Source organism: Streptomyces sp. NPDC004065 (genome assembly GCF_044903565.1).
Lineage (GTDB): Bacteria > Actinomycetota > Actinomycetes > Streptomycetales > Streptomycetaceae > Streptomyces.
This window is the reverse complement of record NZ_JBJDQT010000017.1, coordinates 1-22,010: the sequence shown is the minus strand read 5'-3', so window position 1 is coordinate 22,010 and position 22,010 is coordinate 1. Positions and strand designations below refer to the sequence as shown.

The 22,010-nt window shown below is 73.4% G+C and carries 15 protein-coding genes; 3 read left to right on the top strand and 12 right to left on the bottom strand.

Annotation, left to right across the window (positions count from 1 at the left end):
• Positions 1-155: 155 nt before the first annotated feature.
• From ACI2LW_RS18970 to ACI2LW_RS18930, 9 genes are all read right to left on the bottom strand, one after another.
• Positions 156-872 (bottom strand): ABC transporter ATP-binding protein, encoded by a 717-nt coding sequence (locus tag ACI2LW_RS18970; RefSeq protein WP_404732347.1) that lies wholly within the window; start codon positions 870-872, stop codon positions 156-158.
• Positions 869-1,780: an ABC transporter ATP-binding protein gene (locus ACI2LW_RS18965; protein ID WP_404732346.1), complete on the bottom strand. Its 912-nt coding sequence runs from the start codon at positions 1,778-1,780 to the stop codon at positions 869-871. Before ACI2LW_RS18965 ends, ACI2LW_RS18970 begins: the two co-directional genes overlap by 4 nt.
• A 4-nt stretch (positions 1,781-1,784) precedes the next feature.
• Entirely contained in the window at positions 1,785-3,620 is a 1,836-nt protein-coding gene (locus tag ACI2LW_RS18960) for a branched-chain amino acid ABC transporter permease (RefSeq protein WP_404732345.1), read from the bottom strand.
• A gap of 5 nt (positions 3,621-3,625) precedes the next feature.
• Positions 3,626-4,558: a branched-chain amino acid ABC transporter permease gene (locus ACI2LW_RS18955; protein WP_404732344.1), complete on the bottom strand. Its 933-nt coding sequence runs from the start codon at positions 4,556-4,558 to the stop codon at positions 3,626-3,628.
• A 109-nt stretch (positions 4,559-4,667) separates the two neighbouring features.
• On the bottom strand, positions 4,668-5,897 hold the full coding sequence (locus ACI2LW_RS18950; protein WP_404732343.1) for a branched-chain amino acid ABC transporter substrate-binding protein: 1,230 nt from the start codon (positions 5,895-5,897) through the stop codon (positions 4,668-4,670).
• 289 nt (positions 5,898-6,186) lie between these two features.
• Entirely contained in the window at positions 6,187-6,822 is a 636-nt protein-coding gene (locus ACI2LW_RS18945) for a Tat pathway signal sequence domain protein (RefSeq protein WP_404732342.1), read from the bottom strand.
• Positions 6,819-7,268 (bottom strand): hypothetical protein, encoded by a 450-nt coding sequence (locus ACI2LW_RS18940; protein WP_404732341.1) that lies wholly within the window; start codon positions 7,266-7,268, stop codon positions 6,819-6,821. The genes ACI2LW_RS18945 and ACI2LW_RS18940 overlap by 4 nt, the downstream gene beginning before the upstream one ends.
• A 325-nt stretch (positions 7,269-7,593) precedes the next feature.
• Complete coding sequence (locus tag ACI2LW_RS18935; RefSeq protein WP_404732340.1) at positions 7,594-8,082, bottom strand: hotdog fold thioesterase; 489 nt, start codon at positions 8,080-8,082, stop codon at positions 7,594-7,596.
• Positions 8,083-8,162: 80 nt separating this feature from the next.
• The gene (locus tag ACI2LW_RS18930; RefSeq protein ID WP_404732339.1) at positions 8,163-10,442 is read right to left on the bottom strand and encodes an FdhF/YdeP family oxidoreductase; all 2,280 of its coding nucleotides are present in this window, start codon (positions 10,440-10,442) and stop codon (positions 8,163-8,165) included.
• Positions 10,443-10,895: 453 nt separating this feature from the next.
• Between ACI2LW_RS18930 and polA the strand changes: the two genes are divergently transcribed.
• Positions 10,896-13,622 carry a DNA polymerase I gene (polA, locus tag ACI2LW_RS18925; protein WP_404732338.1) on the top strand — a complete coding sequence of 909 codons (2,727 nt, stop codon included), beginning with the start codon at positions 10,896-10,898 and terminating at the stop codon, positions 13,620-13,622.
• Between the two features lie 217 nt (positions 13,623-13,839).
• Positions 13,840-14,244, top strand: a complete 405-nt coding sequence (locus tag ACI2LW_RS18920; protein ID WP_404732337.1) for a hypothetical protein — start codon at positions 13,840-13,842, stop codon at positions 14,242-14,244.
• A 189-nt stretch (positions 14,245-14,433) separates the two neighbouring features.
• Here ACI2LW_RS18920 and ACI2LW_RS18915 read toward each other — a convergent pair whose 3' ends face one another.
• Positions 14,434-15,348, bottom strand: a complete 915-nt coding sequence (locus ACI2LW_RS18915) for a DUF4184 family protein (RefSeq protein WP_404732336.1) — start codon at positions 15,346-15,348, stop codon at positions 14,434-14,436.
• Positions 15,349-15,631: 283 nt separating this feature from the next.
• Between ACI2LW_RS18915 and ACI2LW_RS18910 the strand changes: the two genes are divergently transcribed.
• On the top strand, positions 15,632-17,464 hold the full coding sequence (locus ACI2LW_RS18910) for a lytic murein transglycosylase (protein WP_404732335.1): 1,833 nt from the start codon (positions 15,632-15,634) through the stop codon (positions 17,462-17,464).
• A 179-nt stretch (positions 17,465-17,643) separates the two neighbouring features.
• On the opposite strand, the gene ACI2LW_RS18905 is transcribed toward ACI2LW_RS18910, so the two are convergent.
• Together ACI2LW_RS18905 and ACI2LW_RS18900 are read right to left on the bottom strand one after the other, a co-directional pair.
• The gene (locus tag ACI2LW_RS18905) at positions 17,644-20,643 is read right to left on the bottom strand and encodes an ATP-dependent RNA helicase (RefSeq protein ID WP_404732334.1); all 3,000 of its coding nucleotides are present in this window, start codon (positions 20,641-20,643) and stop codon (positions 17,644-17,646) included.
• Between the two features lie 4 nt (positions 20,644-20,647).
• The gene (locus tag ACI2LW_RS18900; RefSeq protein ID WP_404732460.1) at positions 20,648-21,583 is read right to left on the bottom strand and encodes a class I SAM-dependent methyltransferase; all 936 of its coding nucleotides are present in this window, start codon (positions 21,581-21,583) and stop codon (positions 20,648-20,650) included.
• Positions 21,584-22,010: the final 427 nt, after the last annotated feature.

Below are 22,010 nucleotides of genomic sequence, written 5' to 3'. Positions count from 1 at the left end.
GCAGGCCGGCGTGCGGCACGCCGGTACCGCCGCTCACCGCCCGCCGATGACGGCAGTGGTTCGCCGGTACGCGCCGTGATCGCGACAGGGCCCGCACCCTCCGGGGTGCGGGCCCTGTCGCGTGGTGCCGGCCGTCCTGGCGGACCGCGGTGGGGTCAGTCCTCGCCGAGGTACGCCTTGCGGACGGATTCGTCGTGCAGGAGGTCCTGTCCGGTGCCGGAGAGGACGATGTTGCCGACCTCCATGACGTGTCCGTGATCGGCGAGGGAGAGCGCGGCCTGGGCGTTCTGCTCGACGAGCAGGATGGTGGTGCCCTGGGCCTTGAGTTCCGCGATGGTCGCCATGATCTTCTGCATCATGATCGGGGACAGGCCCATGGAGGGCTCGTCGAGCATGAGCAGTTTGGGCTGGGACATCAGGGCGCGGCCCATGGCGAGCATCTGCTGTTCGCCGCCGGAGAGGGTGCCCGCGGCCTGCTTCCTGCGTTCGCCGAGGATGGGGAAGAGGTCGTAGGCGCGCTGGATGTCCTTCTCGATGCCGTCCCTGTCCTTGCGGAGGAAGGCGCCGAGGCGGAGGTTGTCCTCGATCGTCATGCGGGGGAAGATGTGCCGCCCCTCGGGGGAGTGGGCGAGTCCGAGGGAGACGATCTGGTGGGCGGGGATCTTCTTCAGTGATCGGCCCATGAACTTGATCTGGCCGCCGACCGGCTTGAGGAGGCCGGAGAGGGTGCGCAGGGTGGTGGTCTTCCCGGCGCCGTTGGTTCCGATGAGGGTGACGACCTCGCCGGCGTCGACCTTGAAGGAGATGCCCTTGACGGCTTCGATCTTGCCGTAGGCGACGCGGAGGTCCTCGACCTCGAGGAGTGCGGTCATCGGTCGTTCTCCTTGCCGGGCGCGGCGTCCGTGGCGGTGTCGGCGTGTGCCTCGGCGTTCTGCACCTCGGCGGCTTCCTCACCGCCGGGTGCGCCTTCGAAGGGTTCGCCGAGGTAGGCGGCTACGACGCGTTCGTCGCCCTGGACGGTGGCGCTGTCGCCTTCGACGAGTTTCTCGCCCTGGACGAGTACGGCGACGCGGTCGCAGAGGTTGAAGATGAACCGCATGTCGTGCTCGATGACGAGGACGGCGATGCCCATGTCGCGGATGGCGAAGACGAGTTCTTCGGTGGCGCGGGTTTCCTGGGGGTTCATGCCGGCGGTGGGCTCGTCGAGGAGGAGCAGGCCGGGTTCGCTGGCGAGGGCGCGGGCGATCTCGAGTTTGCGCTGTTCGCCGTAGGGGAGGTTGCGGGCGAGGTGGTCGGTCTTGTTGTCGAGGCCGACGAACTCGAGCAGTTCCATGGCGCGTTCGCGGGAGGCGGCTTCGGCCTTGTGGAAGCCGGGGCCGCGCAGGACGGCGGACCAGAAGCCTTCCTTGGTGCGGGTGTGGCGGCCGACGAGCACGTTCTCCAGGACGGTCATGTTGGCGAAGAGCCGGATGTTCTGGAAGGTGCGGGCGATGCCGGCGGCGGTGACCTTGAAGGATTTGGGCGGCAGGACGTTGCCCTTGTAGCGGACTTCTCCCTCGGTGGGGATGTAGAGCCCGGTGAGGCAGTTGAAGAAGGTGGTCTTGCCGGCGCCGTTGGGGCCGATGAGTCCGACGATCTCGCCGCTGTTGACGGTGAGGTCGACATTTCGTACGGCGGTGAGGCCGCCGAAGCGCATGGTGACGCCGCGTGCGTCGAGGACGGTCTGGCCGGGGGTGTGCGCGGCCGGTGCGGTGTCCTTGGTGGTGGTGTCGGTGGTCATGTGGTCAGGCCCCTGTCTTGCCGAGGACCGTGGGCGCTTCGGCCTCTTCGTGGAATTCGAGCTGGCGGCGCCGGTTGGGGATGAGGCCCTCGGGGCGGAACCGCATCAGCAGGATGAGGGCGACGCCGAAGGCGAAGAGCTGGTAGTCGCCGAGGAACTGGAGTTTGTTGGGGATGAGGAAGAGCAGTGCGGCGCCGATGAGGGGGCCGGCGATGGTGCCCATGCCGCCGAGGACGACCGCGGCGAGCAGGAAGGCGGAGTTGGGCGGGATGGCACCGGCGAACAGGTACTGCTCGGGGGTGACGGTGTAGGTGACGTGTGCCTGGACGGTGCCGGCGAGTCCGGCGAGGGAGGCGCCGACGGCGAAGGCGATGAGTTTGACGCGGAAGCCGTTGATGCCCATGGCGAGGGCGGCGGTCTCGTCCTCGCGGATGGCGACCCAGGCGCGTCCGATGCGGGAGTTGCCGCTGCGCCGGAAGACGAGGACGACGACGGCGGTGATGAGGAGCATCAGGAAGAAGTAGTTGGCGAAGCGTCCGATGGTGAATCCGCCGACGTCGTGGGTGGCGCCGAAGTCGAAGCCGGCGATGTCGAGGTTGGGGATGGACGCGATGCCGTTGGAGCCGTTGGTGAGGTCGGGTCCGCTGGTGCCGTCGAGGTTGTTGGCGGTGATGCGGAAGATCTCACCGAAGCCGAGGGTGACGATGGCGAGGTAGTCGCCGCGCAGGCGCAGGGTGGGTGCGCCGATGAGGACGCCGAAGACGAGCGAGGCGAGGGCGCCGATGATGACGGCGGCCCAGAAGGGGAAGTGCACGTCGAAGGGCGAGTTGGGGGAGCCGCTGACGAGTGAGGCGGCGTAGGCGCCGACGCCGAGGAAGGCGACGTAGCCGAGGTCGAGGAGGCCGGCGAGGCCGACGACGATGTTCAGGCCCAGGGCGACGGTGGCGAAGATGAGGATGTAGACGCCGAGGGTGGCGTACTGGTCGTCGGTCTGGGTGAAGGGGAAGAGGGCGGCCGCGATGAAGGCGCCGAAGACGGTGATGTTCTGGTGCCGGGCGGTGAGCTGGGAGACGTGGGCGATCAGGCCGGACTTGTTGAGGGCGGCGAAGCCGAGGCCGGCGAGCATGAGGAAGCCGACGAAGAGTTCGTCGTACTCGGTGCCGATGCCGTAGGTGAAGACGGCGAGTCCGACGGCGAGCGCCGCGACGATGACGAGGATCTCGGCGTACGAGGGGAGCTTGCCGAGCGGCTTGGGGCTGTCGGTGTGGAAGGCGGCCTTGGTGGTGTTCCAGGCGTGGCCGAGGCTGTGCCGGAACTTCTCGGAGCCGGTGCTGTCGGGGTCGATGGGGTCGGGCTCGGGCCGTTCGAAGGGCAGGGCCAGGGCGCCGACGAGGGTGACGAGGCTGGTGGCGGCGACGATGTAGCCGCCGGGTTCGAGGTTGACGACGCCGCCGAGTTCGCTGCTGATGGCGATGACCGTGTACCAGGCGGTGGCGAAGGTGGCGAGGGCGGCGAGTTTGACGGCCGCGTCGGCGCCGGCGGGGACGAGCCAGTTGAGGCCCTTGACGCCGTAGGAGGCGACGGCGAGCACGGTGGTGAGGGCCGCGCCGATGAGGACGAGGACCTGCAGGCCGCCGGGGTAGCCGTACACGGTGAGGTCGCCGGGGAAGGCGGAGGTCCAGGTCCAGGCGAGGAAGGTGGCGGCGGCGGTGAGGGCGCCGCCCGTGGTGGCGAGGGCGCGGCCGGCGGGCGCCGGGATGCCGAAGAGGCCGGAGGGCGCGGCGCCGGTGGGGGCGCTCGGGGTCTCGGGGGTCTCGGGTGCGGTGGTCTGTGTGGTCATCGGTGTCACGCCCTGTCGGCCACGCGCTCGCCGAGCAGGCCCTGGGGCCGGAACAGGAGCACGAGGATGAGGAGTACGAACGCCCAGACGTCTGCCCAGGACTGGCTGCCGAACTTGTCCATGCCGGGGAGGTCGGCGATGTAGGCGGTGGCCAGGGTTTCGGCGATGCCGAGGACGACGCCGCCGATCATGGCTCCGTAGATGTTGCCGATGCCGCCGAGGACGGCCGCGGTGAAGGCCTTCAGTCCGAGGATGAAGCCCATGCGGAAGTCGATCTGGCCGTACTTGAGGCCGTAGGCGACGCCGCCGATGGCGGCGAACGCGGCGCCGAGGGCGAAGGCGACCACGATGATGCGGTCGGTGTTGATGCCCATGAGCTTGGCGGTGTCGGGGTCCTGGGCGGTGGCCTGCATGCCGCGTCCGGTGCGGGTCTTCATGACGAAGTAGGCGAGGACGGCCATGCTGATGGGGGCGGCGATGAGCAGGAAGATGTCACCGGTCTGGATGGTGACGTCGCCGAGGTGGAAGGGGCCGCCGGGGATCTGGGGGAAGGTGCGGGCCGACTTGGCCTCGGGGTACCAGGCCCAGACGGCCTGCTGCAGGGCGAGGGAGAGGCCGATGGCGGTGATGAGCGGCGCGAGGCGTGGGGCGGTGCGCAGCGGCCGGTAGGCGAACCGTTCCGCTCCCACGGCGACGAGTACGGCGACGATGACGGCGCCGATGAGCATGAGGGGCAGGGCCACCCACATGCTGGTGCCGTCGGGGAGTACGTACACGTAGACCGTGAGGGCGCCGAAGGCGCCGGTCATGAAGATCTCGCCGTGGGCGAAGTTGATGAGCTGGACGATGCCGTAGACCATTGTGTAGCCGATGGCGACCAGCCCGTACATGGATCCTAGTAGCAGGCCGTTGACCAGCTGCTGCGGCAGTTCGTTCACCGCATGTCCTCCGATGATTTCGGACGTTCGACGGATGTGACCGGATGTGAGTCCGCGCGGGGCGCCAGTGGTACAGCGCCCCGCGCGGCCTGGGGTGGTGCGGGTGGGGTCAGCCGGTGTAGGTGCCGGACTTCTCCGCCGCCCAGGCACCGTTCTTCACGGCGTAGACGGTGAGCTGCTTGTTGGTGGCGTCACCGAACTCGTCGAAGGCGACCTTGCCGGTCACACCGTCGAAGGAGACGTTCTGCATGGCCTCGGTGACCTTGGCGCGGGCGTCCGAGGGGAGCTTGCCGCCGTTGTCGTCGACGACCTTCTTGACGGCCTCGATGATCGCCCAGGCGGAGTCGTAGGAGTAGCCGCCGTAGGCCGCGTAGCCGTCCTTGTAGCCGGCCGCCTTGTAGTCGGCGACGAACTGCTTGGCGGAGGGCAGCGTCTCGACGGGCGCGCCGACGGAGGTGGCGAGGTCGCCGGTGGAGTCGGCGCCGGCCAGCTTGATGAAGGTCGGGTCGTAGATGCCGTCGCCGCCGACCAGCGGGATCTTGGCGCCGGCGGCCTTGATCTGCTTGCTGAGCGGGCCGGCCTGCGGGTACTCGCCGCCGTAGTAGACGACGTCGGCGCCGGAGTTCTTCACCTTGGTGGCGACCGCGGAGAAGTCCTTGGTGTCGGGGTTGATGTGCTCGGTGCCGACGACCTTGCCGCCGAGCTTCTTGAACTCCGCCGTGAAGGTGCCGGCGAGGCCGGCGCCGTAGGTCTTCTTGTCGTCGATGACGAAGACCTTCTTCTTCTTGCCGTCGTTGTAGAGGTACTGCGCGGCGAACGGGCCCTGGATGGCGTCCGTGGTCGCGGTGCGGAAGTACGACTTGAACTGGCGGACCTTCTTCTTCTGCCAGTCGGCGCCCTGGGTGAGGGAGGGGCCCGTGTTGGCGGGGGAGACCTCGACCAGTTTGGCGTCGTCGAAGACCTTCTGCATGGACTCGGCGACGGAGGAGTTCAGCGGGCCGACGACGCCGAGGACGCTCTTGTCGGCGACGAGGGCGGTGGCGTTCTGCTGGCCGGAGGACGGCTGCGCCTGGTCGTCGCGGGCCTCGATCTTGAAGGTGACGCCCTTGACGTAGTTCTTCTTGTTGGCCGTCTTGGCGGCGAGGTCGGCGGAGTTCTTGATGCCGAGGCCGAGCGCGGACAGGTCGCCGGTCAGCGGGGCGTCGACGCCGATGGTGACGGTGGTGCCACCGCTGCCGGAGTCGGAGCCCTTGTCGTCGCCTCGCGAGCCGCAGGCGGTGAGGGTGAGCGCTCCCGCCGCCAGAGCGGCGGTGATGGCGATGAGCGAACGTTGACGCACGATCAGTCCTTTCCCTGGCACGGCCCTCCCCCCTGGAAGTGGCCGAGTCGAGCGCAAGGCCGAGGTGACTTGTCGACCGGGCGCCGTGACTGGCGGTGACTCTAGGCGCGTGCGGGGAACGTGGAGGAGGGTCTGACCAAGGCTGTGACGCTCTTGTTATGACACGACGTATTGCAGAGCGGTACTGGGAGGGTGGAACAGCGGAATTCAGGCCGATTCGCCCTGTCCGCATATTGAGAACCCGCAGGACGGGCCACGCCGCGTTCAGGCGTCTCAGGTGTTTTGCTGATTACCGGAAATCGTTGCCACAGGCTACGTACAGGGCTTCGGAGAGGGCGTGCGCATAGCGGGGGCCGAGGATGTAACTGTGAAGTTCGATTGCACGCGTATTACTCAGCGTTACATCCAGGAAAGGAAGTCCGGCGTCCACCGGGACCCGCCCGCATTTCGTCACCCGCATGGTGATCAGGACCTTCCGTGCGGAGCCCGCCCTGACGCGGAACGGCGTGGGGGGCGTGGAGGTCAGCGCGACCCCGTCGTAGGGCTGGGTGATCTCGGTGAGGGCGACCGGCGGTCCGGACGCCACGCTGACCAGCACGGTCAGGGCGAAGCTCCGGGGTCCGGCGCCGCGCGGCGCGGGGGCGGGCTCCAGGTAGGAGATGTCCACCACTTGGGACGGGTACGGCGGGTCGGGGGCCGGCCGGGGGGCCGGGGGCGCCGGCGGCTGCGGCCGGGTGGCGACGAGGTAGCCGCCGCCCGCGAGCAGGAGGGCCGCCGCGGCGGCGCCGAGGACGGCGCGCCGGTGCCGGGCGAGGAACCGGGCCGGCCGCCAGGCGCGCGGCCGGGGAAGGGGCGGGGCGGCGGGGTCGGGGGCGTCCCACGCGCGCGTGCCCTCGCCCGGCTCGACGGGGCCGACGCCGCTCAACTCCACGGCCCCTTGCCGGGACCGCCCGAGCGGTACCAGTCGGCGCAGCCCTCGCGCGCCCGACGGTCGATCAACTCGTCGGCTGCGCGGGCACCCTGACGCCTCTTCATCTCGCGGGCCGCGTCCACGACCGCGCGCAGGATCTCGTACTGCCCGTTGGACAGCCCCATCGACTGGTAGTCCCCGTAGGTGCGGTCGTCGAGCACCTCGCGCGACCAGTGGCCCACGACACGGGCGCACAGCACCTCGGGGGGCGTGGCCCGCGGCGAGGGCGCGGGGGAGGCGGGCGCGCCGGCCGTGGCGCCGTGGCCGGCGCTCGCGGGGGTGCCGGGTGCGGTGGCCGGAGGGGTGCCGCAGGCGCTCGCCGGCCCACCCGTCAGGAGGGCCAGCGCGAGCCAGGGCACGAGCGCCCTCACCCCCGGCCGCGGGGCCCCTTCGCTTCCCATGCCCCGACGCTAGGGCGTGGCGTGCTCCGGGGGCAACGGCCCGGCGGCCGCCGCCCGAAGCCCGGCCGCCGACGTGCGTGCGGTCGCCGTCGCCGCCACCGTCGCCGGGCCGGACGTCGGCATGCGCGCGTAGACGCCGTCACCGTCGCCGGGCCGGACGTCGGCGTGCGCGCGTAGACGCCGTCACCGTCGCCGGGCCGGACGTCGGCGTGCGCGTGGCCGCCGCCCTGAGGCCGGCCGCCGGTGCGCGCGTGGCCGCCGTCGGACCTCGGCCGCCGGCGCGCTCGTGGTGGCCGCCGGCGGGCTCGTGGCCGCCGCCCGGTGCTCAGCCGTCGGCGCGCACGTGGTCCCCGTCGCCGGGCCGTACGTCGCGCAGCAGGCAGGTCAGGCGCGCGGTGCACACCCGCCGGCCCTCCTCGTCGCTGATCACGATCTCGTACGTCGCGGTGGAGCGGCCCCGGTGCACCGGGGTGGCCACGCCGGTGACCAGGCCGGAGCGCACCCCGCGGTGGTGCGTGCAGTTCAGGTCCACACCGACGGCGATCTTGGAGCTGCCGCCGTGCAGCATGGAGCCCACGGAGCCGAGGGTCTCGGCGAGGACGGCGGAGGCGCCGCCGTGCAGCAGCCCGTAGGGCTGGGTGTTGCCCTCCACCGGCATGGTGCCCACGACGCGGTCGGCGGACGCCTCGAGGATCTGCACGCCCATCCGGGTGCCGAGGTGCCCGGCGGAGAACAGGGCGGGCAGGTCGACGCCGAGCGCGGCGTACTCGTCGAGGACCTCCTGCGGGAACTTCACGTGCTGCTGCTCGCCCATGGGGTCGTGCTCCGTTCGTCTTCGAATCGGCTCGCCGTCGGCCGGCCACGGGGACCGGCCGCTGTCGGCTGAGCAAACGCTCAGTCGGTCGCCGATTGTTCCAGACGCACCACCACGGACTTGCTGGCCGGGGTGTTGCTGGTGTCCGCGGTGGCGTCCAGCGGCACCAGGACGTTGGTCTCCGGGTAGTACGAGGCGGCGCAGCCGCGGGCCGTCGGATAGTGCACCACGCGGAAGCCCGGCGCCCGCCGCTCCACCCCGTCCGTCCACTCGCCGACCAGATCGACGTAGGAGCCGTCGGCGACACCGAGCCGGCGGGCGTCCTCCGGGTTGACCAGCACCACCCGCCGGCCGTTGCGGATGCCCCGGTAGCGGTCGTCGAGGCCGTAGATCGTGGTGTTGTACTGGTCGTGGGAGCGCAGCGTCTGCAGCAGCAGCCGGCCCTCGGGCAGCTCGGGGTACTCCACGGGAGCGGCGGTGAAGTTGGCCCTGCCGGTGGCGGTCGGGAAGCGGCGCTCGTCGCGCGGGGCGTGCGGCAGGGCGAAGCCGCCGGGGCGGGCCACGCGCGCGTTGAAGTCCCCGAAGCCCGGGACGACCCGGGCGATCCGGTCGCGGACCGCGGCGTAGTCGCGCTCGAACTCCTCCCACGGCACCACGCTGTCCTCGCCCAGCACCCGGCGGGCCAGCCGGCAGACGATGGCCGGCTCCGACAGCAGGTGCGGGCTCGCGGGCTCCAGCCGGCCGCGTGAGGCGTGCACCATGCCCATGGAGTCCTCCACGGTGACGAACTGCTCGCCGCCCGCCTGAAGGTCGCGCTCGGTGCGGCCGAGGGTGGGCAGGATCAGGGCACGGGAGCCCGTGACGACGTGCGAGCGGTTGAGCTTCGTCGACACGTGCACGGTCAGCCGGGCCCGCCGCATGGCCGCCTCGGTGACCCGGGTGTCGGGGGAGGCGGCCACGAAGTTGCCGCCCATCGCGAAGAACACCTTGGCCTCGCCGTCGCGCAGGGCACGGATGGCCCGCACGACGTCGTAGCCGTGCTCGCGCGGCGGGGCGAAGCCGAACTCCTTCTCCAGGGCGTCCAGGAACGCCGGAGCGGGACGCTCGACGATGCCCATGGTGCGGTCGCCCTGCACATTGGAGTGACCGCGCACCGGGCACACGCCCGCGCCGGGGCGGCCGATGTTGCCGCGCAGCAGCAGGAAGTTGACGACCTCGCGGATGGTGGGCACGGAGTGCTTGTGCTGGGTCAGGCCCATCGCCCAGCACACGATGGTCCGCTTCGAGTCGAGGACCATCCTCAGGGCCCGGTCGATCTCCTCACGCGTCAGGCCTGTCGCGGTGAGCGTCGCGTCCCAGTCGGCGGCGCGGGCGGCGGACGCGAACTCCTCGAAGCCGTGGGTGTGGTCGCGGACGAACTCCTCGTCGACCGCGCCCGGCGTCTCGAGGACCAGCTTGTTGAGGAGGCGGAACAGGGCCTGGTCGCCGCCGATGCGGATCTGCAGGAACAGGTCGGTCAGCGCCGCGCCGGTGGCCAGGCCCCTGACCGTCTGCGGGTTCTTGAAGCGCTCCAGGCCCGCCTCGGGCAGCGGGTTGACGGTGATGATCCGCGCGCCGGCCGCCTTCGCCTTCTCCAGCGCGGTGAGCATGCGCGGATGGTTCGTGCCGGGGTTCTGGCCGGCCACGATGATCAGATCGGCCCGGTGGAGGTCCTCCAGCAGGACGCTGCCCTTGCCGACGCCGATGGTCTCCGACAGGGCCGAGCCGGAGGACTCGTGGCACATGTTGGAGCAGTCCGGCAGGTTGTTCGTGCCCAGCTCGCGGGCGAACAGCTGGTAGAGGAACGCGGCCTCGTTGCTGGTGCGGCCGGAGGTGTAGAAGACGGCCTGGTCGGGGGAGGCGAGCGCGGCGATCTCCTCCGCGACGATGCCGAAGGCCCGCTCCCAGGTGACCGGCTCGTAGTGCTCGGCGCCCTCGGGCAGGTACATGGGGTGGGTGAGCCGTCCCTGCTGGCCCAGCCAGTAGCCGCTGCGGGTGGCGAGGTCGGCCACCGGGTGCGCGGCGAAGAACTCCGGCGTGACCCGGCGCAGGGTGGCCTCCTCGGCGACCGCCTTCGCGCCGTTCTCGCAGAACTCGGCCCGGTGCCGGTGGTCCCCCTCCGGCCAGGCGCAGCCCGGGCAGTCGAAGCCGTCCTTCTGGTTGACCCGCAGCAGGGTCAGCGCGGTGCGCCGCACGCCCATCTGCCGCTGGGCCGCGCGCAGCGTGTGCCCGATGGCCGGCAGCCCCGCCGCCGCGTGCTGGGGCTCGGCGACCTCCGGCGCGTCCTGAACCGGATCCCCCTTGGGCGGCTTCGTGGCCATGGCACGGTCCCCTTCGACTGCGTGTGTGCTGTGCGCTGTGCTGTGCGCTCCGCGCGCCGGGGCGGACCCCGGACGTCAACGATCCTCGCACGAGGTACCGACAATGATTCCCGCCGGGGAAGGGGGCCGGAAGGGGGCCGGGGCGGGGCTCGGGGAGGGCCCCGGAATGCTCCCGGGGAGGGTCCGGGAGAGCGGCGGCGGGACTTGGGGCGCCCGGAGCGGGGCGGGCGGGGCCCGGCGTGCCGGGAGCCGGGCGGGCCGGGGCCGGCGTGCCGGGCGGGCGGGAGACGCGGGGTGCCGGGGGCGGCGGAAGACGCGGGTGCCGGAGACCGGTGGCGGCCCGCGCCGTCCGGGGCGGGAAGGGGCGGGGGCGGCGCGCGCGAGGCCCGGAGCCGGGCCGGGGCGGGCCGCGGACGGTCCCGGCTGTCAGTGGTACGTGGCAGGATCGGGGACGTGGCAGAGACAGCATCGAAGAAGACCGACAACGCCTCCGGCGGCACCCGTCCCCGGCTGATGCTCATGGACGGGCACTCGCTGGCCTACCGCGCGTTCTTCGCGCTGCCCGCGGAGAACTTCACCACCGCGACGGGCCAGCCCACCAACGCCATCTACGGCTTCGCGTCGATGCTGGCCAACACGCTGCGTGACGAGCAGCCCACGCACTTCGCCGTCGCGTTCGACGTCTCCCGCAAGACCTGGCGCTCGGAGGAGTTCACCGAGTACAAGGCGAACCGGTCCAAGACCCCGGACGAGTTCAAGGGCCAGGTCGAGCTGATCTGCGAGCTGCTCGACGCCATGCACGCCGCCCGCTTCGCCGTCGAGGGCTACGAGGCGGACGACGTCATCGCCACCCTCGCCACCCGGGCCGAGGCCGAGGGCTTCGAGGTGCTGATCGTCACCGGCGACCGCGACTCCTTCCAGCTGGTCTCCGAGCACACCACCGTGCTGTACCCCACCCGGGGCGTCTCCGAGCTGACCCGGTTCACCCCGGAGAAGGTCGTCGAGAAGTACGGGCTGACGCCGGCCCAGTACCCCGACTTCGCGGCGCTGCGCGGCGACCCCTCCGACAACCTGCCCGGCATCCCGGGCGTCGGTGAGAAGACCGCCGCCAAGTGGATCAACCAGTTCGGTTCCTTCGCCGAGCTGGTCGAGCGCGCCGACGAGGTCAAGGGCAAGGCCGGGCAGAACCTGCGCGACCACCTGGAGGCCGTCAGGCTCAACCGCCGGCTCACCGAGCTGGAGCGCGACGTCGACCTGCCCAGGACGGTCGCCGATCTCCGGCGCACGGCCTACGACCGCAAGGCCGTCGCGATGGTCCTGGACACCCTGGAGATCCGCAACCCGTCGCTGCGGGAGCGGCTTTTCGCCGTCGACCCGGGCGCCGAGGAGGCCGAGACCACACCGGTCGCCGCGGACGGCGTGGAGCTGGACGGCTCCGTGCTGGGCACCGGCGAGCTGGCCGGCTGGCTGCAGGAGCACGGCGGGGACGTCCTCGGCGTCGCCACGGTCGCCGCCTGGGCGCTGGGCGCCGGCTCGGTCGCCGAGATCGCGCTCGCCGCGCCCGGCGGCGCCGCCGCCTGGTTCGACCCGTCCGAGCTGGACGAGGCCGACGAGCGCGCCTTCGCCGGGTGGCTGGCCGACGCCGGCCGGCCCAAGGTGTTCCACGACGCCAAGTCGGCGATGCGGGTCTTCGCCGAGCACGGCTGGTCCGTCGAGGGCGTGACCATGGACACCGCGCTCGCCGCCTATCTGGTCAAGCCGGGCCGCCGCTCCTTCGACCTGGACGCGCTGTCCCTGGAATACCTCCACCGGGAGCTGACCCCCGCCGCCACCGCCGACGGCCAGCTCGCCTTCGGCGCGGACGAGGGCGCCGAGGCAGAGGCCCTGATGATCCAGGCCCGCGCCGTCCTGGACCTCGGCCGGCACTTCGAGGACCGGCTGGCGGAGGTCGGCGCCGCGGAGCTGCTGCGCGACGTGGAACTGCCCACCTCCGCGCTGCTGGCCCGCATGGAGCGGCACGGCATCGCGGCGGACCGGGCCCATCTGGAGGCGATGGAGCAGACCTTCGCGGGCGCGGTGCAGCAGGCCGTGAAGGAGGCGCACGCGGCGGCCGGGCACGAGTTCAACCTCGGCTCGCCCAAGCAGCTTCAGGAGGTGCTCTTCGGCGAGCTCGCCCTGCCGAAGACCAAGAAGACCAAGACGGGCTACACCACCGATGCCGACGCCCTGGCCTGGCTCGCCGGCCAGACGGACAACGAACTGCCGGTGATCATGCTCCGGCACCGTGAGCAGGCCAAGCTCCGCGTCACCGTGGAGGGCCTGATCAAGACGATCGCGGCGGACGGCCGTATCCACACCACGTTCAACCAGACGGTCGCCGCTACCGGCCGGCTGTCGTCCACCGATCCCAACCTGCAGAACATCCCGGTGCGCACCGACGAGGGCCGGGCCATCCGGCGCGGCTTCGTCGTCGGCGAGGGCTTCGAGTCGCTGATGACCGCCGACTACAGCCAGATCGAGCTGCGCGTGATGGCGCACCTGTCCGAGGACGCGGGGCTGATCGAGGCGTTCACCTCCGGCGAGGACCTGCACACCACGGCGGCCTCCCAGGTCTTCGGGGTCGAGCGGTCCGCGGTCGACGCCGAGATGCGCCGCAAGATCAAGGCCATGTCCTACGGCCTGGCGTACGGGCTGTCGGCCTTCGGCCTGTCCCAGCAGCTGAACATCGAGGCGGCCGAGGCCCGCGCCCTGATGGACGCCTACTTCGAGCGCTTCGGCGGGGTGCGCGACTATCTGCGCAAGGTCGTCGACGAGGCCCGTGCGACCGGCTACACGGCGACGCTCTTCGGCCGCCGCCGGTATCTGCCCGACCTCAACAGCGACAACCGCCAGCGCCGTGAGGCGGCCGAGCGGATGGCGCTGAACGCGCCGATCCAGGGCACGGCCGCCGACATCGTCAAGATCGCCATGCTGAACGTGGACCGGGCGCTGCGCGAGGCCGGCCTCACCTCCCGGATACTCCTCCAGGTCCATGACGAGATCGTCCTGGAGATCGCCCCCGGCGAGCGGGCCGCCGTGGAGGAGATCGTCCGCCGCGAGATGTCCGGCGCGGTCCGGCTCAGGGCTCCGCTGGACGTCTCGGTGGGCGTGGGCCCGGACTGGGAGTCGGCGGCCCACTGACCCACGGCGCCCCACGGCCTGGGGATGCGTTTCCCCAGGCCGTGGGGCGGGCCGGGCCGGGATGCCCAGGTGAGTGGCGGGGCGGGAACGTCCGCGTGTGACGGCCGGGAGCGTCCACGCCCGAGGGCGCCGCGGACGCGGCCGCGGCCCCTTCGGCCGTCACTCACGTGGCCCCCGCGAAGGCGCATCCGGCATGCGCGGCCGCCAGGATGCGGGCATGGGTATACGCATGCTCAATCACCGGCCGGCGGTGTCCCCCACAGCCGTCGGCGCGGCGCCCGCCGCGCCGCCCCCGCCGGTCCCGGCCCTCGCGGCCGGCGCAAGCACCGCCCGCATCCCCGCCGACCTCGCGACCGCTGTCCGGCGCGTCGCGTCCGGCCTCCGCGGACGCCTGGTCCGGGGCGCGGCGGGCCCCGGCGAGACACCGCCCTGGTGCCTGTGGGCCGACCTGGCCCGCGGCTACCTCGCCCTGCTCGTCGCCCGCCTCCCGCGCCCCGCCCCGGCACCCACCGTCACCGTGTTCGTCGCCACCGCGAGCCCCACCGGCGACCGGCCGGACGGCCCCTCCCCGCACCCCTCCCGCCGGCGTCCCCACGACGCGCCGCCGCGGTACGACGACTAGCACGGCCGACGCCGGCGGCGCCACGCTCCGGTATGCCTGCCGGTACCGCCGTCGGCGTGTCCCGGCCGCGCCCCGAGCGCGCCGGCCGGCACGGCGGTCGGCGGTCATAGGTCAGTGGTCAGTGGTCAGTGGTCAGTGGTCAGTGGTCAAGGTCCTGGTCCCGTCCGGGAGCGACGGACCTCACGTCGTTCAGCGGTGCCCGACCGTGTCGCCCTCGCTGGGGCGGTGGCCCGTACCGCCGCGCTCCGACGGGGCTCCGTCGCCGACGGGGCCCGTGCCCGTCGCGCCCCGGCCGGGGACCCGTACCGCCGGACGCCACGCCCGCACCCCCAGGGCCCACAGCGGCAGTCCCAGCACCAGGCCCGCCCCCGCCCCGAAACACAGCGTCGGCACCAGGTCCCAGAACCCGGCCCGGGCTCCCCGTACGGTCGCCCAGTCCTGAGCGGTCCGCTGCACCGCGCCCACCGCCGCACAGCCCGCGATCACCGCACCGGCCCACCACCGGTCCCGTACCGACAGCGCCGGCACGCCCACGGGCGCGCCCGCCGGGACCCGCCGCAGCGCCCGCACCAGGAAGCCGGCGAGCACGACCGCGGCCAGCGCCGAGCTGCCGTACTGGAGGTACCAGTACACCGGCGCGCCCGCCAGCTGCTGCCCGAGGACCGGGAACACGCGCGTGCCCCACCGGCCGGGGTGGGTGAAGGCGTCCCACACCACGTGCGTCAGGGAGCCCAGCGCGGCGCAGACGTACCACCACAGCACCGAGGAGGCGCGCAGGGGCGCGCCGGCCGCCCCGCACCGCGTCAGCGCCGCCCAGAGACCCTGGCGGGACCGCGGCAGCAGCGCCACCAGCGGCTCGCGCACCAGCAGCCACAGTGCCACCAGCGCCCAGGCGACCAGCACATCGAGGCCGAACACCCCGGTCAGGGAGTGCGTGACCGCGCCGAACTCCATGCCGCCGGAGACGGCGCTCGCCGCGTAGTACGTCATGTCGGGGGAGAAGGAGCCCGCCACCAGCACCGCCGGCACCAGCCGGCCCCGGCCCGAGCCGTCACCGCGCACCGCGGGCAGGACGGCCGCCGCGTGACTGAGTGTGAACGGCAACGGCAGTCCTCCTGGGCGGTGTTGAGGGGTTGCGCCGAACCGGGGCTCCGGCGGGGTCCAGTATGCGTGAGCCGCGCCGCGGAACCCGGGCAACAGTACGTGGCCAACCGGTGAAAACCGGACGTGAACGGGTCCCGGCGCCAAGGAAGTTGTCGTAGGGTCACCTGGGTCGCACAACTGAATGACTTCACGAGGGCAACCAGCACCACCGGTCAACCGTCACAACAGGGCGAACGGACGTACACAGACGGACGCTCGGGCGTCCACGGGAGGGGTTCACTCGATGGCGGCGCATTTCGGCAGGAGGCTGCGCAAGGGAGCGGCAACCACGGCCGTGGCCGCGGCGGCGGTCGCGGCCCTTTCCGCCTCCCAGGCCCCGGACGTGACGGCCGACGAGCACGGCAGACAGACGGCGGCGGGCACGGCGCCCGTTCCGGACGCGCCCGCCGACGACAGCGCCACCGGCAACTCGCCCTACTACACCGACCTGCCGCCGCTGCACAGCCCCAACCCGTCCCCGGGCACGGGCGCCCCGGCGGCCACCCCGAGCCTCTCCGAGGCGGGCATACCCGCCACTGTCCTCGACGCCTACAAGAAGGCCGAGGCCGAACTGCGCGGCTCCAAACCGGGCTGCAACCTGCCCTGGCAACTGCTCGCCGCCATCGGCAAGGTCGAGTCCGGCCAGGCCCGCGGCGGCCGGGTCACCGCCGACGGCACCACGCTCTCCCCGATCCTCGGCCCGGTCCTCAACGGCGTCGGCTTCGCCCACATCCGCGACACCGACCACGGCGCCTACGACGGCGACAGCCGCTACGACCGGGCCGTCGGCCCCATGCAGTTCATCCCCTCCACCTGGGCGTGGGCGGGCCGCGACGGCAACGGCGACGGCGAGAAGAACCCCAACAACGTCTACGACGCCGCCCTCGCCGCCGGCCACTACCTGTGCCGCAACGGCTGGGACCTGTCCACCGATGCCGACCTGAGGCGGGCGATCCTCAGCTACAACGCCTCCGAGGACTACCTCCACACCGTCCTGACGTGGCTGGAGTACTACCGCAAGGGCACCCACTCGGTTCCCGACGGCACCGGCTCGCTGCCCTCGAACCGCAGCGACGGCGGCACCGGCTCGGGGGCGCCGTCCGTCCCGCCGGACCACTCCGGGACGTCCGGACCCCGCGGACCCCGCGAACCCTCCACGCCGTCCAGGCCCACCGGGCCGGGCCACGCGGGCAAGCCGTCCAAGCCCGCCGAGCCGGGCGGCGGCGGCACGACCCCGCCGTCCGCACCGGGCAAGCCCACCCCGCCGTCCACCCCCACCGACACGGTGGACCACCTGAAGGACGCGGACACGGGCACGCTCACCGCCATGGCCGGTGACCCGTTCGCGCACAGGGTCAGCACCCGCGCCGAGACCAAGGCCGGCAAGGCGGTCGCCAAGGTGCGGATCAGGTTCATGATCATCGGTGACACCGACGCGACCTTCGCGGGCGGCGAGACGGTCGCCACGACCGTCACCGACAGCTCCGGCACGGCCGTCGCGCCCGTGCTCCAGGCGGGCGGGAAGACCGGCGCGTTCACCGTCCGCGCCCTGGTCGTGGGCCGCACGGTCACCGCGCTCGACTACAAGGCCGCCGTCACCGCGCGCGCCGCCGACACCCTCGTCCGCACCGGTGACACGGCACCGACCTGCACCCCCGGCGGCGAGTTCGCCGAGCAGGTCCAGGTCAAGGCCACCTACAAGGGCGCCGTCGCCGACGGGGTCGCGGCCACGGCCACCCTCGTCAAGTCGGCCGACGACGCCACCGAGAACGACAAGGGCCCCTACTTCAAGGACGCCGACGGCAAGCCGGTGCGCACCCTGAAGGACCTGCGGACCGACGCCAAGGGCCTGCTGAAGCTGCCGAAGCTGTACGCGGACGACACCACCGGCACCTTCCTGCTCCGCATCACCACCACCGGCGGCGCCACCCTGACGGTGGAACTGAAGGTGGCGGCGGACGACACCCCGGCCACTCCGTCCCCCGGCACCGGCACCGGCACCGGCACCGAGTCCAGCCCGAGCCCGAGCGGCGCTCCCGGTCCCAGCGCCGATGCCGGCGCCGGCGCGTCCTCGTAAGGCCGGCGCGTCCTCGTAAGGCCGGACGGCGGCAGCCGCCCGCACGGGCCGGCCGACAGCGGGCCCCGCGCCGGGCCGGACGGCGCGGGCGCGTCCGGTCGGCGGGGCCGGCCCGGTCGGCGCCCGCCCGGTGAGCGCCCCGGCCGGTCAGTACCCGAGCCGGCGAGCGCCCGGGCCGGTCAGCGCCCGAGGCGGGCGTTGGTGTGCCGGGTCGGCCGGGCCGTGGCCGGGTCCTCGGGCCAGGGGTGCTTCGGATACCGACCGCGCAGTTCCGCCCGCACGGCCCGGTAGCCCTCCCGCCAGAAGGAGGCGAGGTCGGCCGTGACCGCGGCCGGCCGGCCAGCGGGGGAGAGCAGGTGCACCAGCACCGGTACGCCCGCGACCACGGGCGACCGGTCCAGCCCGAACATCTCCTGAAGCTTCACCGCGAGCACCGGCCGGTCCGGGTCCGCGTAGTCGACACGGATCCTCGACCCGCTGGGCACGGTGATCCGCTCCGGGGCCAGCTCGTCCAGCCGGGCGGCCTCGCCGGAGGCCCAGGGCAGCAGCCGGGCCAGGGCCTGCCCCGCGTCGATGCGCGCCAGGTCGCCGCGCCGCCGCGCCCGGCCCAGCTCCGGCTCCAGCCACTCGTCCACGCGCGCGTGCAGCGCGCCGTCGGAGACGTCGGGCCAGGGCGTACCGAGACGCCGGTGCAGGAAGGCGAGCCGCTGCCGCAGCACGGTGGCGTCCGGCGACCACCGCAGCAGCCCGAACCCCTCCTGCCGCAGCCCCTCCAGGAGCGCCTCCCGCACCAGGGCGGGGTCGGCGTCCGGCAGGGACCGCACCGTCAGCTCGACCGCGCCGAGGCGCTCCACGCGCCGCGCGACGACGTCCCCGTCGGCCCAGCGGACCTCCTCCCGCTCCTCGAGCAGGGCGCCCGCCGCCCACCGGGCCACGTCCTCGTCCACGGCCGCGGCGAGCCGCACGCGCGCGTGCCCCCGGCCCACCGGCCGGTCGGCCACGGCGACGGCGATCCACGGCGTCCCGCTCAGCGGCGACCCCTCCGGCAGCTCGGCGCGGGTCCCGGAGACCATGAGGTACGACCCGCCGTCGAGCCGCGCGACCCGCTCGGGAAAGGCCAGCGCGGCCACCCGGCCGGCAAGGCCCTCCGTCCGCTCGAACCCCACCCCGCCGGCACCCGACCGGCCCCCGGCACGACCGGGCCCGTTTCCGTCTGCGTCCGGCCTGGCCCGGGTGCTGTCGGATCCGTTCCCGGCACGACCGGGCCCGTTTCCGTCTGCGTCCGGCCTGACCCGGGTGCTGCCGGATCCGTTCCCGGCACCGCCGGGCCCGTTCCCGCCGGCACCCGGCCTGCTGCGGGTGTCGCCCGGTCCGTCCCCCGCACGACTCCGCCCATTTCCGCCGGCGTCCGGCGCGCCCGCGGCGCTGACCGTCCCGCCCGCCGCGCTGCCCGTCCTGTCCCCGGCGCCGTCCGGCCCGCCCGCGGCGGCGCCCGACCCGCCCCTCGCACCGTCGGGCCCGCCCACGCCGATGCCCGACGCGCCGCTCCCACCGTCGGGCCCGCCCGCGCCGATGCCCGGCCCGTCACCGGACCCACCCCCGGGCCCGCGTCCGGCGACCGGCTGCGCGCCGGGGGCCGCCGGGCCGTGCGGGCCGGCCGCCGGGGGACGGGAGACGTCCCGGGCGGCGGCCCGCAGCCGTCGTGCCTCGGCGCGCCAGCGCGCGGCATAGGCGTCGCCCCCGCGCCGGGCGGCGCGCAGGGCGGCGGCGAGGTCGTCCCCGTACTCCCGCGGCGCCTCCTCGCTCAGCAGCGCCACCACCTCGGCCGCGCCCGCCGACCCGCCGCAGGCGAGCAGCGCCCGGCCCAGGCGCGGATGCACGCCCAGCCGTGCCAGCCGCGCCCCGAGCTCCGTGGCCCGGCCCGACGCGTCCACCGCGCCCAGGGCGGTGAGCACGTCCCGGGCCGCCGCCATCGCCCCGGCCGGCGGCGCGTCCAGCAGCGCCAGCCCGGAGGCGCCGGGATCGCCCCAGCACGCCGCCTGGAGGGCGAACGCCGTCAGATCGGCCACCTTGATCTCCGGTGACGGGAAGCGCGGCAGTCGCGCGTCCTCGGCTCCGTCCCAGCACCGGTACACCACGCCCGGGGCCTCGCGCCCGGCACGCCCGGCCCGCTGCCGCCCCGCCGCCCGCGAGGCCCGTACCGTCGTCAGCGCGCTCAGCCCGCGGGCGTGGTCCACCCGCGGCTCGCGGGCGAGCCCCGAGTCGACCACCACCCGCACCCCCGGCACCGTCAGCGACGACTCGGCCACCGCGGTCGCCAGCACCACGCGGCGTCGCCGCCCGGGCGCCAGCACGGCCTCCTGCACGGCCGCCGGCGCCCGCCCGTGCACCTGGAGCACGTCCACACCGCCCAGACCGTCGTCGCCGCCCAGGAGCGCGGCGACCCGGCCGATCTCGCCGACACCCGGCAGGAAGCACAGCACGTCCCCGGTCCGCTCGGCGAGCGCCCGGCGCACCACCGAGGCCACATGGGCCAGCAGCGCCGGGTCCACCCACATGCCGTGCGGCGGCCGTACCGCGCGCGGCGGGGGCGCGTGCACGACGTCGACCGGGTGCGTGTCGCCCCGGGCCTCGACGACGGGCGCCCCGCCCAGCAGCCGCGCCCACTCCTCCCAGTCCGTGGTCGCCGACGCGGCCACCAGCCCCAGATCCGGCCGCAGCGTCTGCCGGACGTCCCACAGGAAGGCGGCCACCGTGTCGGCGTCCAGATGGCGCTCGTGGCACTCGTCGAGCAGCACCACGTCGACCCCGGTCAGCTCCTGGTCCCGTTGCAGCCGCTGCAGCAGCACGCCGGTCGTGACGACCTCCACGCGCGCGTGCCGGCCCACGACCCGCTCGCCGCGCACCGTGTAGCCGACGCGGCCGCCCGCCTCCTCGCCCAGCAGCCAGGCCATCCGCCGCGCGGCGGCCCGTGCCGCGATCCGGCGCGGCTCGGCCACGACCACCCGCCGCGCGGGTCCCTCCCCGAGCAGCCCGGCCAGCGCGAGCGGCACCAGCGTCGTCTTGCCGGTGCCGGGCGGCGCCCCGAGGACGGCGGTGCCGTGCTCCTCCAGAGCGGCGTGCAGCGCGGGCAGGGCGGTGCGTACGGGCAGGGCGTCCAGCGCCTCCTGACGGATCACACGATCAGTCCCGTACGCACACGAAGACCGCCGTGCCCGGGATCAGCCTCCCGCGCAGCGGCGACCAGCCGCCCCACTCGGAGCTGTTCCAGGCCGGCCACTCCGGCTCCACCAGGTCCACCAGGCGGAAGCCGGCCGACACGATGTCCCGGACCCGGTCGCCGAGGGTGCGGTGGTGCTCGACGTACACCGCCCGGCCTTCCTCGTCCTGCTCCACGTAGGGGGTGCGGTCGAAGTAGGACCCGGACACCGACAGCCCCTCCGGCCCGGGCTCGTCGGGGAACGCCCAGCGGACCGGATGGGTCACCGAGAAGACGAACCGCCCGCCCGGCCGCAGCACCCGGCGCACCTCCCGCAGCACCAGCCGCGGGTCCGCGACGAACGGCAGCGCCCCGTAGGCCGAGCACGCCAGGTCGAAGGAGGCGTCCGCGAAGGGCAGCGCGCCCGCGTCCGCGCACACCAGCGGGAACGACCCGCCGATGCGCAGCGCGTGCTGGAGCTGGCGGTGGGAGAGGTCCAGTGCCACCGGGCGGGCGCCCTGCGCGGCCAGCCAGCGCGAGCACTGCGCCGCGCCGGCGCCGACCTCGAGGACGTCCTTGCCCTTCAGCTCCCCGGGCGGGCCGAGCAGCTCGGCCTCCGTCTCGTCCAGGCCCTCGGGGCACCAGACGAAGCGGTCGTCGCCGAGGAACGTGCCGTGCTCGTTCTGGTACTCGTCGGCGTTGCGGTCCCACCAGCCCCGGTTGGCCCGGGCGCTCTCGGCGGTGCCGGCCTCGCGCCGGGTGGCCTCGGGCTCCTCCGGTTCCCGCGGTTCCTGCGGTTCCCGCGGCCGGAACGGTTCGGGCTCTTGGATGATCGGCTCCCTCGTCGTACTCTTCCGTCCAACCCGCCTCGGTGGTGTCGCGCCGGGGTGTCCCGGGGCACGTGTGGCCTCGGGGGACAGGTATTTGTGCCGGTTATGGGGTGATCTGCCCCGGGTGTGCGGCTTCGCGCATTGACCCTGCCCGGCTGCCCCCGTATGCTACAAGTTGCGCTGCGGGCCTGCGCACCTCAGACGTAGCAGGCTGCGCTCGCATCTGTTGTATGTCCCCTCGGTTGTCGAGGCGTCGGCCCCGCGGTGTCCTGATGGACACGATTCCGGTTCCGGCGCTTCCTTGGCTGTCCGGCTTCTGCAGAGCGAAACGGGCTCCCGGCGTAAGCAGTACCTACGACTTCAATGTCCGTACCGGAGCCCTTTCCCACATGACGAGCAGCACCGAGACCACCGCCACCACCCCGCAGGTAGCGGTCAACGACATCGGTAACGAGGAAGCCTTCCTCGCAGCGATCGACGAGACGATCAAGTACTTCAACGACGGCGACATCGTCGA